The organism is Kitasatospora viridis, from assembly GCF_007829815.1.
GTDB lineage: Bacteria > Actinomycetota > Actinomycetes > Streptomycetales > Streptomycetaceae > Kitasatospora > Kitasatospora viridis.
The window spans coordinates 5,332,263-5,346,998 of the sequence record NZ_VIWT01000001.1; the positions used below are offsets into that span (position 1 = coordinate 5,332,263).

The following is a 14,736-nucleotide window of genomic DNA, read 5'->3' on the forward strand; positions in this document are numbered from 1 at the left end:
ACCAGACCCGGCGGATGCTCTCGCTGGTCACCTACCTGCGTGAGCGCCCCGGGGCCGAGGTGGCCGAGGTGGCCCGGGCCTTCGGGATCACCGAGCGCGAGCTGATCGCGGACCTGAACGTGCTGCCGATGTGCGGCACCAGCTTCCGCGGCGGCGACCTGCTCGACATCGACACCGACGGCGAGCGGATCTGGTGGCACAACGTGGACGACGTGGCGCAGCCGCTGCGCCTCGCCGCCGACGAGGCCACCGCGCTGCTGGTGGCCGCCCGCGCGGTGGCCTCGCTGCCCGGACTGCGCGAGCGCGACCGGCAGGCGCTCACCCGGGCCGTCGCCAAGATCGAGAACGCGGCCGGGGAGTCGGCCGAGGGCAGCGCCCGGGTCGGGGTGACCTTCGAGGCCGAGGGCCGGGTCTTCGCCGACATCGACCGGGCGCTCAGCGAGGGCCGGCGGATCTGGCTGCGCTACTACTCGCACGGGCGCGGCGGCATGACCGAGCGCGAGGTCGACCCGATCCGGCTGCTGACCGAGGGTCACACCTACCTCGACGGCTGGTGCCGCACCTCGGAGGACCGGCGGCTGTTCCGGCTGGACCGGGTGGCCGAGGTGCGGGTGCTGGACGAGCCGGCCGACCCGCCGCGGCTGGAGCCGCGCGACCTCTCCCAGGGGCTGGTGAACCCGGGCGCCGACGACCCCGAGGTGGTCGTCGAGGTGGGTCCGGGCGGGCGCTGGGTGGCCGAGTACTACACCCACGACCTGGCCGAGGAACTGCCGGACGGCGGACTGCGGATCACCCTGCGCAGCTCGGACCCGTCCAGCCTGCGCACGCTGGCGCTGCGGCTCGGCGCGGACGGGCGGATCGTCGCGCCCGAGCCGCCGGCCGAGCAGGCCCGGGCGGCGGCGCTGGCGGCGCTCGCGGGCTACGGGGTCGCCCAGTGACCGACCGGGCGGACTCCCAGGACGAGGAGGAGGCCGAACCGGGCACCCGGTTCAAGGTCTACTGCTCGCAGTGCCGGGAGAAGGTGGAGGTGCCGGCGGGCGACTTCCGGCTCGCGCTGGGCGCGACCAAGGAGCGCACCTTCTACAGCTTCACCTGCCCGGCCTGCGGCGCCTCGGTGCGCAAGCCGGCGGGGGAGAAGATCGTCGAGGCGCTGACCGGCGCCGGGGTGTCCACCATGCGGCTCGTGCCGATCGAGGGGTGACGGACCATGACCTGGATCCTGCTGGCCGTGGTCGGCCTGGCCACCGCCGGGCTGCTGGTGCTCGGGGTGCTCTCGGTGCGGGTCTGGGCGGGGGTGCGCGGGCTGGCGAAGCAGGTCGACGCGGCCTCGCTGGCGATCGCCTCCGCGGCCGACGAGCTCTCGGCGGCGGCCCGGCGCTGAGGGGTCCCCGTCCGGTGCGCGGCGCAGCGGTGTGGCCGAGTCTTCACCTGTCCGTGCCGACCGGGGGGTCTGCTGCGGCGCGGGCCAGCGGGTTAGGCTCTCACCGGTAGCACCGGTGCAGCCCCCGCTCGTTCCGGCCGGAAGGAAGGTAGTCGCCCATGGGCAGGATCCTGGCGTTCCTGATCGTCGTCGTGATGGCGGCCGTCTTCTTCGGCGGCAAGCGGCTGCCCGATCTGGCCAAGGCGCTGGGGCGGTCGATGCGGATCCTGAAGAGCGAGACCGCCGCGCTGCGCGAGGAGTACGAGCGGGAGGCCAACCCGGCCGAGCCGGTCCCGGTCGAGCCGGCCCGGGTGGTCAAGTCCGCCCCCGGCGCCGCCACCGAACCACCCGCCGACCGCGCGCGCCGCTAGGCGTCCGGTCGGCACCGCCCCGTGGCCGCCGCCCGGCGGGCCACGCCGCACGAGTTTCAAGGACCGGGGTTGAGCAAGTCTCCCAAGCCGCCGAAGACGCCCGACGGACGGATGTCGCTCGGCGATCACCTGCGCGAACTGCGGAACCGGCTGGTCAAGTCGGCACTGGCGGTGGTGGTCTGCACCATCGTGGCGTTCTTCTTCAAGGACCAGCTGCTGCACTTCCTGATGAAACCGCTGCCCGCCTGCCTGCCGAACGGCGACCCCAAGCCGGGCGTCAAGCACTGCGCGCAGATCGCGGTGATCGGCGTCACCCAGCCGTTCAACCTGACCCTGAAGGTCTGTGTGACGGCGGGTCTGGTGGCGGCCGTGCCGATCTGGCTCTACCAGCTGTGGTCGTTCATCTCGCCGGGCCTGCACCAGCACGAGCGCCGCTACTCGCTGGCCTTCCTGGGGCTGGGCACCCCGCTCTTCCTCGGCGGCGTCACCTGCGCCTACCTGCTGATGCCGACCACCATCGAGGTGCTGGGCTCGTTCACCCCGATCGGGGCGAACCAGATCCTGCCGGTGGAGAACTACCTCAACATCGCGGTTCGGATGCTGCTGGTCTTCGGCCTGGCCTTCGAGTTCCCGCTGCTGCTGGTCATGCTGAACATGGGCGGAGTGCTCTCCGGCAAGCGGATGCTGGGCTGGTGGCGCGGCATGGTGATGGCGATCACCGTCTTCGCCGCGGTCGCCACGCCGAGCGCCGACCCGGTCAGCATGCTGGCGCTGGCCTCGCCGATCTGGGTGCTGTACTTCATCGCGGTGGGCTTCTCGCTGCTGAACGACCGGCGCCGGCGGCGCAACAACCCGGACGCCGACCTCTCCGACGAGGAGGCCTCGCACGTGGACCTGTCGGTCGACGAGGTGGACGGCGCGGAGGCGGTGACCGCCGGGGGAGCGGAGCAGGCGTCGGCCGCCCCGGTGGCCTCGGTGCCGCCCGCCCGCAACCCGTACGCGGATGCCGATGACGACGTGACCTGACGGTCGGTCGGTTCGTCCCGGTGCCCCGGTTCCGCTGCTGCGGACCGGGGCACTGTGTTTTGGGGGCTGTGGTTCGGGGGCCGTGGATTGCGGGCTGCGGGCTGCGGGCTGCGGTTTGGGGGCTGTGCGTCGGGGTTGGGCACGGGGCGGCGGGGTGGCCCGCTTGGCAGGGCGATAACCATGTGACATATTACTGACGTGCTCACGAGACCTTCCCACGACGTCGTGGTGATCGGTGCCGGCGTGATCGGTGCCGCCTGCGCGTTCTACGCGGCCCGCGCCGGGCTCTCGGTGGCCGTGATCGACCGCGGACCGGTGGCCGGGGGGACCACCGGCGCGGGTGAGGGCAACCTGCTGCTCTCCGACAAGGCCCCCGGACCCGAACTGGAACTCGCCCAGCTGTCCGCCCTGCTCTGGAGCGACCTGGCCGAGGAACTCGGCCCGTGCTTCGAGTACGAGCCCAAGGGCGGCCTGGTGGTCGCCTCCGGACCCGAGGGACAGCAGGCGCTGCGCGAGTTCGCCGCCGGCCAGCGGGCCGCCGGCGTGCGAGCCGAGGAGGTGTCCGCCGAACGTCTGCACGAGTTCGAGCCGAACCTCGCCCCCGGCCTGGCCGGCGGGTTCCACTACCCCGAGGACTCCCAGGTGCAGCCGGCGCTGGCCGCCGCTCACCTGCTGCGCGCTGCGGCAGGCGCCGGCGCCGAGCTGCACCTGGGCGAGCGGGTGACCGGGATCCGGCTCGGTGCGGACGGCGCCGTCCGCGGCGTGCGCACCGAGCGGCGCGAACTGGCCGCGGGCACCGTGGTCAACGCGGCCGGCACCTGGGGCGGCGAGATCGCCCGGCTGGCCGGGGTGGAACTGCCGGTGCTGCCCCGGCGCGGCTTCGTGCTGGTCACCGAACCGCTGCCGCGAGTCGTCCGGCACAAGGTCTACGCCGCCGACTACGTGGCCGACGTGGCCAGCGGGTCCGCCGCGCTGCAGAGCTCCGGGGTGGTCGAGGGCACGCCGTCCGGCACCGTGCTGATCGGTGCGACCCGGGAGCGGGTGGGCTTCGACCGCACCCTCTCCACGGCCGCCGTCGGCCGGCTGGCCCGGCAGGCGGCCGCGCTCTTCCCGTTCCTGACGGACGTGCGGGTGCTGCGCGCCTACCGGGGGTTCCGGCCCTACCTGCCGGACCACCTGCCGGCGATCGGCGCCGACCCCCGGGTGCCCGGACTGGTGCACGCCTGCGGGCACGAGGGCGCGGGCATCGGCCTGGCGCCCGCCACCGGACTGCTGATCGCCGAACAGCTGACGGGTAGTCGGTTGATCGGCAGTCGGTTGACCGGCAGTCGGCTGACCGAGGCGAAGCCCGTGGACCTGGCGCCGTTCCGGCCCGACCGGTTCGTTGACTGAGCCGATAGCGCCGATAGCGCCGATAGAGCTGACTGAGCCGATAGAGCCGACTGAGCTGACAGAGCCGACTGACTCGCCGTCCCCCTGAGAATCGGACCCCACGCCATGCGCCGTACCCCCGCCAGGCTGGCCGCCGCCGAGCCGGAGCCCGCCCACACCATCGAGTTCGACGGCCGCCCGATCCCCGCCCTGCCCGGGCAGACCATCGCCGCCGCACTGTGGGCCCAGGGCATCATGGCCTGGCGCCGGACCCGGGGCACCGGGCGCCCGCGCGGCGCGTTCTGCGGGATCGGCGCCTGCTTCGACTGCCTGGCGACCGTCGACGGCCGACCCAATCAGCGCACCTGCCTGCTCCCGGCCGAGCCCGGCACCACCGTCACCACCCAGGAGGGCAACGGCCATGCCGACCTCGCCGTCTGACCGCCGTCCGTACGACCTCGCGGTGATCGGCGCCGGCCCGGCCGGGCTGCGCGGCGCGGTGACCGCCGCCGACCAGGGGCTGCGCTGCGTGCTGCTGGACGCCGGTGCGCGACCCGGCGGGCAGTACTACCGGCACCCGGCGCCGGGCCTGCACGCCGCCCGCCCGGACCGCCTGCACCACCACTGGTCGGCCTTCACCGAGCTCGCCGACCGGCTGGCCGAGCACCGGGCCGCCGGCCTGATCGACTACCTGCCGCACCACCACGTGCACCTGCTGGAGCGTCGCGAACCCTGGCGGCTGCACGCCGCCACCGGGGCCGACGGCGCCGGCCGGGCCACCCTGACCGCCGACGCGGTGCTGCTGGCGACCGGCGCGTACGAGCGCCAGCTGCCGTTCCCCGGCTGGACGCTGCCCGGGGTGGTGACCGCGGGCGGCGCCCAGGCGATGCTCAAGGCCGGCCTGGTGCTGCCCGGGCGCCGGGTGGTGGTGGCGGGCAGCGGCCCGCTGCTGCTGGCCGCCGCGGCCTCGCTATCCGCGGCCGGCGCCGAGGTGCCCGCCATCGTCGAGGCCGGGAACTACCTCGGCTACGCCCGCCGTCCCGAGGTGCTGGCGGCCAACCCCGGCAAGCTCGTCGAGGCGGTCACCCACGGTGCCGCGCTGGCCCGCCACCTGGTCCGGCTGCGCCGCTCCAGCGCGGTGATCGAGGCGCACGGCGCCACGGACGACCCCGCGGTCGCGGGCTCGGTGCGGGTGGCGGCCGTCACGGTGGCCCGGCTGGACCGCGACTGGCGGCCGGTGCCCGGCACCGAGCGGCGGATCGCCTGCGACGCGGTGGCGATCGGCCACGGCCTGGTGCCGCAGCTGGAGCTGGCCACCGAGCTGGGCGCCGAGGTCCGGGAGGTGCCGGACGGCACCCTGGCGCTGCGGGTGGACCACCGGCAGCGGACCACCGTGCCCGGGCTCTGGGCGGCGGGGGAGACCTGCGGGGTCGGCGGGGCCGAGCTGGCCGCCGCCGAGGGCGAGCTGGCCGCGCTGGCGATCGCCGATCGGCCGCCGACCGCGGGGGCGCTCTCGGCCCGCCGCCGGCTGCGCGGCTTCGCCGAGCTGATGGCCGCCGCGCACCGCCCCGGTCCGGGCTGGCCGGGCTGGCTGCGGCCCGAGACCGAGGTCTGCCGGTGCGAGGAGGTCACCGCCGGGCAGATCGAGGAGGCGGTCGGCGAGCTGGGTGCCACCGATGCGCGCAGCGTCAAGCTGCTCACCCGGGCCGGGATGGGTTGGTGCCAGGGGCGGATGTGCGGGCCTGCCGTGGCCTGCCTGTCCGGTGCGGCGGAGCCGGTCGCGGACCGTCGTCCCTTCTCGTGCCCCGTCCGGCTCGGCGACCTCGCGGCGCTGCCCGAGGACTGATGTTCGTTCGGCGGGACTCATCCGGCCGGGTTTGTTCGGCCGGGCTTGTTCGGCCGGGTTTGTTCGGCCGGGTTTGTCTGGCGGGCTTGTTCGGCGGGCTTGTTCGGCGGGCCCCGGGCTCCTGATCGCGGTCGCTTGACGGTTCGTCAGCCGGGCTGCTTCGAGGTGAACCGAGAAGCCGACCGGTGTGCCTCTTGCGCGCCCTGTACACCTATCTATAAAATGTCACACCTCATCAAGGAGATGCCATCGTGACCAACCCCACCCACGACAGCACCCGTCCCTGGCGCGGCATCATGGTCGCCACCGCGCTGCCGCTGCGCGAGGACCTGTCCGTCGACTACGACGCCTACGCCGAGCACGTCCGCTGGCTGATCGCCAACGGTTGCGACGGCGTGGTCCCCAACGGCTCGCTGGGCGAGTACCAGACCCTCACCGCCGAGGAGCGGGCCCGGGTCGTCACCACCGCCGTCGAGGCGGCCGGTGACGGAGCCCGGGTGATGCCCGGCGTCGCCGCCTACGGCAGCGCCGAGTCGCGCCGCTGGGCCGAGCAGGCCGCCGAGGCCGGCTGCGGCTCGGTGCTGCTGCTGCCGCCGAACGCCTACCGGGCGGACGCCGCCGCCGTGCGCGCGCACTACGCCGAGGTGGCCAAGGCCGGCGTGCCGATCGTGGCCTACAACAACCCGATCGACACCAAGGTCGACCTGGTCCCCTCGCTGCTCGCCCAGCTGCACGCCGACGGCAGCATCGTCGCGGTCAAGGAGTTCAGCGGCGACGTCCGCCGGGCCTACGAGATCGCCGAGCTGGCCCCGGGCCTGGACCTGCTGATCGGTGCCGACGACGTGCTGCTGGAGCTCGCGGTGGCCGGCGCGGTCGGCTGGATCGCCGGCTACCCGAACGCCCTGCCGCAGGCCAGCGCCGCGCTCTACCGGGCCGCCGTCGCCAAGGACCTGGACACCGCCCTGCCGCTCTACAAGTCGCTGCACTCGCTGCTGCGCTGGGACTCCAAGACCGAGTTCGTCCAGGCGATCAAGCTCTCGATGGACATCGCCGGCCGGCCCGGCGGCCCGGTGCGCGCCCCGCGGACCGCGCTGACCGGCGAGATCGAGGCGGCCGTCCGCGCCGCCACCGAGAAGGCGCTGGCCGAGGGCCTGCGCTGAGCACCGCGGAGCAGGCGCCGGCCCCCGGCCCGCGTTGAGCTCCACTCAGACGGCGCCGGCCCGGGGGCCGGCGCCGGGCAGCGGCCCGTCGCCGCCACCGACGTCGGCGACGGGCCTTCCTCCGACGAAGGGTCAGCATGCGCACCCGCCACGTCTTCCACGCCGTCGACTCGCACACCGAGGGCATGCCCACCCGGGTGATCACCGGCGGGTTCGGGGTGATCCCCGGCGCCACCATGGCCGAGCGGCGGATCCACTTCCAGCAGAACCTGGACCACTACCGCACCCTGCTGATGTACGAGCCGCGCGGCCACGCCTCGATGAGCGGCGCGATCCTGCAGCCGCCGACCCGTCCGGACGCGGACTACGGCGTGCTGTTCATCGAGGTGTCCGGCCTGCTGCCGATGTGCGGGCACGGCACCATCGGCGTCGCCACCGTGCTGGTGGAGACCGGCATGGTCGAGGTGGTGGAGCCGGTGACCACGGTCCGGCTGGACACCCCCGCCGGGCTGGTGGTCGCCGAGGTGCGGGTGGAGAACGGGGCCGCCACCGCGGTCACCATCCGCAACGTGGCCTCCTTCTCGGTCGCGCTGGACCGCAAGATCGAGGTGCCCGGCTACGGCACGGTCGGCTACGACCTGGCCTTCGGCGGCAACTTCTACGCGATCCTGCCGCTCGCCGAGCTCGGACTGCCGTTCGAGCGCGCGCGCAAGCAGGAGATCCTGCAGGCCGGGCTGGCCCTGATGGAGGCGATCAACACCTCCGAGCAGCGGCCGGTGCACCCCGAGGAACCGTCCTTCCACAGCGTGCACCACGTCTACCTGGCCGCCCCCGGCTCCACCGCCGAACACTCCCGGCACGCCATGGCCATCCACCCCGGCTGGTTCGACCGCTCGCCCTGCGGCACCGGCACCTCGGCCCGGATGGCGCAGCTGCACGCCCGCGGCGAGCTGCCGCTGGACCGGGACTTCCGCAACGACTCGTTCATCGGCACCACCTTCGTCGGCCGGCTGGTCGAGGAGACCGAGGTGGCCGGGCGGCCCGCGGTGGTCCCCACCGTGACCGGGCGCGCCTGGGTGACCGGCACCGCGCAGTACTTCCTCGACCCGAGCGACCCCTTCCCCGGAGGATTCCTGCTGTGAGCGCCACCTCGTCCCACCGCGCTGCTTCGTCCCACCGCGTCACCTCGTACAACCCCGCCGACCCGACCGACCTGGTGGTCGAGGTCCCCGCCGCCGGTGCCGAGGGGGTCACCGCCGCGGTGGCCCGTGCCCGGGCCGCCCAGCCGGGCTGGCTGGCGTCCGGCGCCGCCGCCCGCTCGGCCGCGCTCGGCAAGGCCGCCGACGCGATCGCCGGGCAGGCCGAGGAACTCGCCGAGCTGATGCTGCGCGAGGTCGGCAAGCCGCTCTCCGAGGCGCGCGGCGAGGTCGCCCGGGCCGCCGCGATCCTGCGGTACTACGCGCAGGCGCCGTTCGCCGCCGGTGGCGCGGTGCACGAGACCGCGGCCGGGGCCGGCCTGCTCTTCACCCGGCGCCGGCCCTACGGGGTGGCCGGGCTGGTCACCCCGTGGAACTTCCCGCTGGCCATCCCGGTGTGGAAGCTGGCACCGGCACTGGCGGTCGGCAACACCGCGGTGCTCAAGCCCGCGCCGGAGGCCACTGCGCTCGGGCTGCGGCTCGCCGAGCTGATGGACCTGCCGGCCGACGTGCTGACCGTGGTGCCCGGCGGGGCCGAGGAGGGCGGGGCGCTGGTCGGCGCCGCCGACATCGTCTCGTTCACCGGCTCCACCGCCGTCGGCTCCGCGGTGGTGCGCGGGTGCGCCGAGCGCGGGGTGCCGGTGCAGGCGGAGATGGGCGGGGTCAACGCGGCGATCGTGCTGCCCGGCGCGGACATCGAGCAGGCGGCGGCCCACCTGGCCTACGCCATCGCCGGGTACGCCGGGCAGAAGTGCACCGCGACCAGCCGGGTGATCGCCGTCGGTGACGCCTACCAGCCGCTGCGGGAGGCGCTCGCCAAGGCGCTGCCGGCGGTCGAGGGCGGGCCGGTGATCAACGAGGCGGCCCGGGACCGGCTGGCCGGGGCGGTCTCCTCCGCGCTGGCGGACGGGGCGGTCGCGGTGACGGGCGGTCAGGTGCCGGACCGGGCGGGTTGGTTCATCGAGCCGACCCTGCTGGAGTCGGTGCCGCAGGGCCACCCGCTGCTCGGCGAGGAGTTCTTCGGGCCGCTGGCGGTGCTGCTGCCGGCCGCCGACCTGGACGAGGCGGTGGCGCTGGCCAACTCGACCCGGCACACCCTGTCTGCCTCGGTGCACACCACCGAGCTGGACGTGGCGATGGCCGCGGCCGACCGGCTGGCCGCCGGCATGGTGCGGATCAACGCGCCGTCCAGCGGGGTCGACTTCCACCTGCCGTTCGGCGGCTCGGGTGCGGCCTCCTACGGGCCGCGCGAGCAGGGGCAGGCGGCGCTGGACTTCTACACCTCCAGCCGCACCGTCTCGCTGCTGCCGGCGGGGACGCTGTGATGAGTGGGGACGCGGTGGTGGGGTGGGGGGCTGTGAGCGGGGGTGCGGACGCGGCGGCGCGCCTCGGTGTGGGGGGCGGGGCCGGTGCGGCGGGCGGGGCCGGGGCGCGGGGAGCGCGCGCGGCGCGGGGTGCTAAGGGTGCGCGGGGGACGGCGGGGACGGGGTCGGGCGGCGGGGAGTTGGCCGTCGAGACCGTGGACTACCACACCGCTGGTGAGCCCTTCCGGATCGTCACCGCGGGCCTGCCGACGGTGGCGGGGGACACCGTGGCCGAGCGCCGGGCGATCGCGATCGGTGCGGGCGGCAGCCCGACCGGGCCGCGACCCAGCGAGCTGGACACGGTGCGCCAACTGCTCACCCGGGAGCCGCGCGGGCACGCCGGGATGTACGGCGGGTTCCTGGTGCCGCCGGACGACAGCGAGGCCCAGCTCGGTGTGCTGTTCTTCCACAAGGACGGCTACTCCACCGCCTGCGGGCACGGCACCATCGCGCTCGGCGCCTGGGCGGTGGACAGCGGACTGGTCGCCGCGCCGGCGGACGGCCGGGCGCTCGTGCGGATCGACGTGCCGTCCGGGCGGGTGACCGCCGTGGTCAACCGCGCAGCCGGGCGGACCACCTCGGTGGCGTTCCGCAACGTGCCCACCCGGGTGCTGGAGCGCGGCCGCCGGGTCGGGCCGGTGCTGGCCGACCTGGCCGACTCCGGGGCGGTCTACGCCTCGGTCCGGGTGCCCGAGGTGTCGCTGAAGACTCTGCCCGAGCTGACCGCGCTCGGTCGGGAGCTGCGCGGCGAGCTGCTGGCGGACCACGACCTCTACGGCGTGATCTTCCATCAGGAGCTGCCGGACACTCCGACCGGGCCGGCCCAGCGCAACGTCACCGTCTTCGCGGACGGCCAGATCGACCGCTCGCCCTGCGGGTCGGGCACCTCGGCCAGGCTCGCGCTGCTGGCCGAGGAGGGGCGGCTGACGGTGGACCAGGAGCTGCGGCACGAGTCGGTGATCGGGTCGGTGTTCACCGGGCGGGTGCTCGGCGAGCGGGACGGTGCCTGGTTGACCGAGGTCACCGGCACCGCCCACCGCACCGGGGAGCACCGGTTCGTGCTGGGCGAGCACGACGAGTTGGGGACGGGGTTCCTGTTGTGAGTGACGTGAGTGGTGTGGGTGACGTGAGTGGTGAGGGTGGCATGGGTGAGGTGAGTGGTGTGGGCACGGGTGGTGGCGTGACGGGTGGTGCGTCGGGTGGTGCGCCGGCGGGCGGCGCGCTGCCGGTGCTGGCAGTGGACCTGACGGCCGGCGAGGCGTTCGAGGCGCTCGTTGGGGTGCTGCAGGCCGGGCTGGACCCGGAGGACTGCCCGGCCCGGCTCAACGTGCCGGTGCCGGCGGGCGAGCTGCTGCTGATGCCCGCGGCCACGCCCGAGTACGCCGGCGTGAAGATCGCCGGGGTGGCTCCCGCGAACCCGGCCGCCGGACTGCCCCGGATCACCGGCAGCTACCTCCTGCTGGACGGGCCCACCCTGATGCCGCTCGCGCTGATGGACGGCATCGCGCTCACCTCGCTGCGCACGCCGGCGGTGACCGCGGTGGCCCTGGACCGGCTGGCTGGGGCGGATGCGGCCCACCTGGTGCTCTTCGGGACCGGCCCGCAGGCCTACGGGCACTTGGACGCGCTGCGCGCTGTCCGGCCGCTGGAGCGGGTCACCGTGGTCGGGCGGCGGCCCGGGCCGGTCGGCGAACTGGTCGAGTACGCCCGGGGGCTGGGGCTTGCCGCGGCGGCCGGCGCACCGGAAGCGGTGGCCGAGGCGGACCTGGTGGTCTGCTGCACCACCGCGACCGAGCCGCTCTTCGACGGAGCCCTGGTGCCGGACCACGCGGCCGTGGCCGCCGTCGGCTCGCACTCCCCGGTCGGCCGCGAGGTGGACACCACGCTGGTGCGGCGGGCCGCCTGTTACGTGGAGGCCCGGGCGGTCGCGTTGCGGGAGGCCGGCGATCTGCTGCTGGCACTGCCGGAGCAGGACGCTGCCGACCCGAGGACCCGGGAGGCCGCCGCGAAGGAGTGGACGAACCTGGGCGAACTGGTCGCCGGCCGGGCTCCGGTGCCGACCGACCGGCCCCGGTTCTTCAAGAGCGTGGGGATGGCCTGGCAGGATCTGGCGGTGGCGGCCGCGGTGCACCGGCGGTCCGCTGGGTGAGCTCGATCGGTCGGTTCCGGCCCCCGACGTTCCCTGATGGCCCGTCAAGCGGCATGATGGACCGACCGTGAGCGCCCGACGAAACGTGACATTGTACGCTGGTGCTCCGCACCATCCGGAGGACCGCAGTGACCGAGTCAAAGCCCCGCCCCCTCATCTCCGTCCAGGAGCGCCTGCGTGACCAGGTCGCCCACGCGCTGCGGGCTGCGCTGATCTCCGGAGAGCTGCGCCCGGGCGTGGTCTACTCCGCGCCCGCGTTGGCCGCCGACTTCGGAGTCTCGGCCACGCCGGTCCGTGAGGCGATGCTCGACCTGGCCCGCGAGGGCCTGGTCGAGGCCGTGCGCAACAAGGGCTTCCGGGTCACCGAGATGACCGAGCGCGACCTGGACGAGTTCACGGAGATCCGTGCCCTGATCGAGGTGCCGACGATCGGCCAGGTGGCCCGCACCGCGACCAAGGAGCAGCTGGAGGCACTGCGGCCGGTGGCTCAGGAGATCGTCGTCGCCGCCCGCAAGCACGACCTGATCGCCTACCTGGAGGCCGACCGCCAGTTCCACCTCTCGTTGCTCGGCCTGGTCGGCAACTCCCGACTGGTCGAGGTGGTCGGCGACCTGCGCAAGCGCTCCCGGCTCTACGGTCTGACCCGCCTCGACCAGCGCGGCGAACTGGTCTCCTCCGCCGAGGAGCACTTGGAGCTACTCGACCTGCTGCTCACCGGTGACGCCGAGGCCTCCGAGGCCTGCATGGCCCGGCACCTCGGCCACGTCCGCTCGCTCTGGGCCGACCGGGAGACCGAGAAGCCGGGGCTGCGGCTGGGCCGGCGCTGAGCCCGGAGGCAACGGCCCCGGCGGCAACGGCCCCGGGGGCTGGTCGGCGGACGGGGTGAAGCGCGCCGGACGTCCGGGCCGGCCGCAGCGGTGGAACAGCCCTACGGGGCGCCCTCGTTGGCCGTGTTCGGGTCGGAGAAGGGCGATGCGGCTGCTCGCTGGCGCCCGGACTGCCGTCATTCCAACCTCCCGTCCTGCATCTCCAGGACCCGGTCGGTCCGGTCCAGCAGCTCGCGGTCGTGGGTGACCATCACCGTCGCGGTGCGGTGCTCCCGGGTGACCTCGGCGAGCAGCTCGACGATCTGGCGGCCGCGCTCGTGGTCCAGCGCGGAGGTGGGCTCGTCCACCAGGAGGACCGAGGGGCTGCCGAAGAGCGCGCGGGCGATGTTCACCCGCTGGCGCTCGCCGCCGGAGAGCTGGTGCGGGCGGCGCTGCTGCTTGGGACCGGTCAGGCCGACCGAGGCGAGGAGCTGCTCGGCCCGGACCCGGGCGGCTGAGGGGCGCTCCCCGCGCAGGTGGGCCAGGACCAGCAGCTGTTCGACGGCGGTCAGCGAGGCCAGCAGGTTGGACTGCTGGAAGACGATCCCCAGCCGCTCCCGGCGCAGCGCGGTGCGGGCGGCGGAGCTGAGCGCTCCGGCGTCCTGGCCGTCTATCAGCACCTGCCCCCGGTCGGGGGTGAGCAGGGTGGCGGCCACCGCGAGCAGGCTGGACTTGCCGGAGCCGGAGGGGCCGGCCACCGCGACGAACTCGCCGGGGGCGACCTGGAGCGAGACGTCGTCCAGCGCGGTCAGGCGCTGCTCGCCGTCGGGGTAGGTGAGCGTCACGCCGTGCAGGGCGAGGCCGCTGCGGGTGTGGAGGGAGGCGCGGTCGGTCAGGGCGGTGGTCATCGGGAGGCCCCCAGGGCGGTGATCGGGTCGACGGCGGTGATGCGGCGCACGGCCAGCGCGGCGCCGAGCAGGCCCAGCAGCACCATCACGCCGACCGGCACGGCCACGCTGGCCGCACTGAGGTCGAACGGCACCGAGGCGGTGGCCAGCACCCCGCCGGCAGCTCCGACGGCCCCGCCGAGCAGCGCACCGCCCAGCAGGACTGCGGCGGCCTGGGCCAGGGCGTCCCGCACCAGGTAGCCGCTGCCGGCGCCGATCGCCTTCAGCACGGCGATGTCGGGCTTGCGCTGGACCGTCCAGACGGTGAAGAAGGCCCCCACCACCAGGGCGCTGACCGCGAACAGGAACCCCTGGATCATCTGCAGGCTGCCCTGCTCGGCGGCGAAGCCGTCGATGCCGGTCAGCGCGTCGTCCAGTGGAACGGCCTTGGTGTTCTGCGCCTGGTCGACTGCGCCGGGCGAGGCCCCGGCCGCCAGCGAGACGGCCAGTGCGGTCGGTTGGGTCTGCCCGCTCACCGCCTGCCACGTGGGCAGGGTGGTCCACACCGTCGGCGCGTGCGCGTAGGAGCGGTCGGCGGTGATCCCGGAGACGGTGAGGGAGCGCGCCGCTATCCGCACCTGCTGACCCACCGTCAGGTGATTCTTCGCGGCGGTCTCGGCGCCGACGGCGACCTGCCCGTCGGCGGGAGCGGCGCCGGAGGAGAGCGGAGGGAGCAGCGCGGCCGGCGCGCCGAGCACGCTCACCGCGAAGGCCGAGCCGGTGCCGGTCAGCCTGGTCATCGCCAGGCCGATGCCGTTCGCCGACCGCACTCCTGGCGCCGATGCCCAGCCCGCCTGCTGCTCGGGCGAGACGCTGCTGGAGCTGAACGAGACGGAGGGAGCGGCGCCCGGCGGGGCACCGAAGACGATCCGGTCGGCGGGCAGCCGGGCGACGGTCGAGGAGGCGGCCGAAGCGAGGCCGCCGGTCAGGCCGTAGAGGAAGACCACCAGGGTCGTGATCAGGGTCACCACCGCGCCCATCAGGGCGAAGCGGCCCCTCGCGAAACGGATGTCACGCAGGGCGACGAACATGGCCACCTTCTCGGGTCGGAACGGTCGGTTCGGGACGTCGTCCACTCTG

General features: G+C 74.6%; 16 protein-coding genes. 14 read left to right on the top strand and 2 right to left on the bottom strand.

Annotation, left to right across the window (positions count from 1 at the left end; genetic code table 11):
* Positions 1 to 14 precede the first annotated feature (14 nt).
* The 14 genes from FHX73_RS23900 (at position 15) to FHX73_RS23960 (ending at position 12,730) form a co-directional block, all read left to right on the top strand.
* Positions 15 to 938 carry a helix-turn-helix transcriptional regulator gene (locus FHX73_RS23900; RefSeq protein ID WP_145908481.1) on the top strand — a complete coding sequence of 308 codons (924 nt, stop codon included), beginning with the start codon at positions 15 to 17 and terminating at the stop codon, positions 936 to 938.
* Complete coding sequence (locus tag FHX73_RS23905) at positions 935 to 1,201, top strand: zinc ribbon domain-containing protein (protein WP_145906965.1); 267 nt, start codon at positions 935 to 937, stop codon at positions 1,199 to 1,201. The genes FHX73_RS23900 and FHX73_RS23905 overlap by 4 nt, the downstream gene beginning before the upstream one ends.
* Before the next feature lie 6 nt (positions 1,202 to 1,207).
* Positions 1,208 to 1,381, top strand: a complete 174-nt coding sequence (locus FHX73_RS44890; protein WP_170305014.1) for a hypothetical protein — start codon at positions 1,208 to 1,210, stop codon at positions 1,379 to 1,381.
* A 158-nt stretch (positions 1,382 to 1,539) separates the two neighbouring features.
* On the top strand, positions 1,540 to 1,791 hold the full coding sequence (locus tag FHX73_RS23910) for a twin-arginine translocase TatA/TatE family subunit (RefSeq protein WP_145906966.1): 252 nt from the start codon (positions 1,540 to 1,542) through the stop codon (positions 1,789 to 1,791).
* A 69-nt stretch (positions 1,792 to 1,860) separates the two neighbouring features.
* Positions 1,861 to 2,817 carry a twin-arginine translocase subunit TatC gene (gene tatC, locus FHX73_RS23915; RefSeq protein WP_246213681.1) on the top strand — a complete coding sequence of 319 codons (957 nt, stop codon included), beginning with the start codon at positions 1,861 to 1,863 and terminating at the stop codon, positions 2,815 to 2,817.
* A gap of 198 nt (positions 2,818 to 3,015) precedes the next feature.
* Positions 3,016 to 4,209 carry an NAD(P)/FAD-dependent oxidoreductase gene (locus tag FHX73_RS23920; RefSeq protein WP_145906967.1) on the top strand — a complete coding sequence of 398 codons (1,194 nt, stop codon included), beginning with the start codon at positions 3,016 to 3,018 and terminating at the stop codon, positions 4,207 to 4,209.
* A 105-nt stretch (positions 4,210 to 4,314) separates the two neighbouring features.
* On the top strand, positions 4,315 to 4,629 hold the full coding sequence (locus tag FHX73_RS23925) for a (2Fe-2S)-binding protein (RefSeq protein WP_145906968.1): 315 nt from the start codon (positions 4,315 to 4,317) through the stop codon (positions 4,627 to 4,629).
* Positions 4,610 to 6,034 (top strand): NAD(P)/FAD-dependent oxidoreductase, encoded by a 1,425-nt coding sequence (locus tag FHX73_RS23930; protein WP_145906969.1) that lies wholly within the window; start codon positions 4,610 to 4,612, stop codon positions 6,032 to 6,034. Before FHX73_RS23925 ends, FHX73_RS23930 begins: the two co-directional genes overlap by 20 nt.
* 296 nt (positions 6,035 to 6,330) lie before the next feature.
* Positions 6,331 to 7,194: a dihydrodipicolinate synthase family protein gene (locus FHX73_RS23935; protein WP_425461449.1), complete on the top strand. Its 864-nt coding sequence runs from the start codon at positions 6,331 to 6,333 to the stop codon at positions 7,192 to 7,194.
* A 137-nt stretch (positions 7,195 to 7,331) separates the two neighbouring features.
* Positions 7,332 to 8,336, top strand: coding sequence for a proline racemase family protein (locus tag FHX73_RS23940; RefSeq protein ID WP_145906971.1), 1,005 nt, complete (start codon positions 7,332 to 7,334; stop codon positions 8,334 to 8,336).
* Positions 8,333 to 9,715 (top strand): aldehyde dehydrogenase family protein, encoded by a 1,383-nt coding sequence (locus FHX73_RS23945; protein ID WP_145906972.1) that lies wholly within the window; start codon positions 8,333 to 8,335, stop codon positions 9,713 to 9,715. Before FHX73_RS23940 ends, FHX73_RS23945 begins: the two co-directional genes overlap by 4 nt.
* 179 nt (positions 9,716 to 9,894) lie before the next feature.
* Positions 9,895 to 10,857: a proline racemase family protein gene (locus tag FHX73_RS23950; protein ID WP_170305015.1), complete on the top strand. Its 963-nt coding sequence runs from the start codon at positions 9,895 to 9,897 to the stop codon at positions 10,855 to 10,857.
* Positions 10,858 to 10,898: 41 nt separating this feature from the next.
* A complete protein-coding gene (locus FHX73_RS23955) occupies positions 10,899 to 11,903 on the top strand; it encodes an ornithine cyclodeaminase family protein (RefSeq protein WP_145906974.1) in 1,005 nt (334 codons plus the stop codon).
* Positions 11,904 to 12,031: 128 nt separating this feature from the next.
* Positions 12,032 to 12,730: a GntR family transcriptional regulator gene (locus FHX73_RS23960; protein WP_145906975.1), complete on the top strand. Its 699-nt coding sequence runs from the start codon at positions 12,032 to 12,034 to the stop codon at positions 12,728 to 12,730.
* Between the two features lie 176 nt (positions 12,731 to 12,906).
* Here FHX73_RS23960 and FHX73_RS23965 read toward each other — a convergent pair whose 3' ends face one another.
* Positions 12,907 to 13,617: an ABC transporter ATP-binding protein gene (locus FHX73_RS23965; protein WP_145906976.1), complete on the bottom strand. Its 711-nt coding sequence runs from the start codon at positions 13,615 to 13,617 to the stop codon at positions 12,907 to 12,909.
* Entirely contained in the window at positions 13,614 to 14,687 is a 1,074-nt protein-coding gene (locus FHX73_RS23970; protein ID WP_145906977.1) for an ABC transporter permease, read from the bottom strand. The genes FHX73_RS23965 and FHX73_RS23970 overlap by 4 nt, the downstream gene beginning before the upstream one ends.
* Between the last annotated feature and the right edge of the window lie 49 nt (positions 14,688 to 14,736).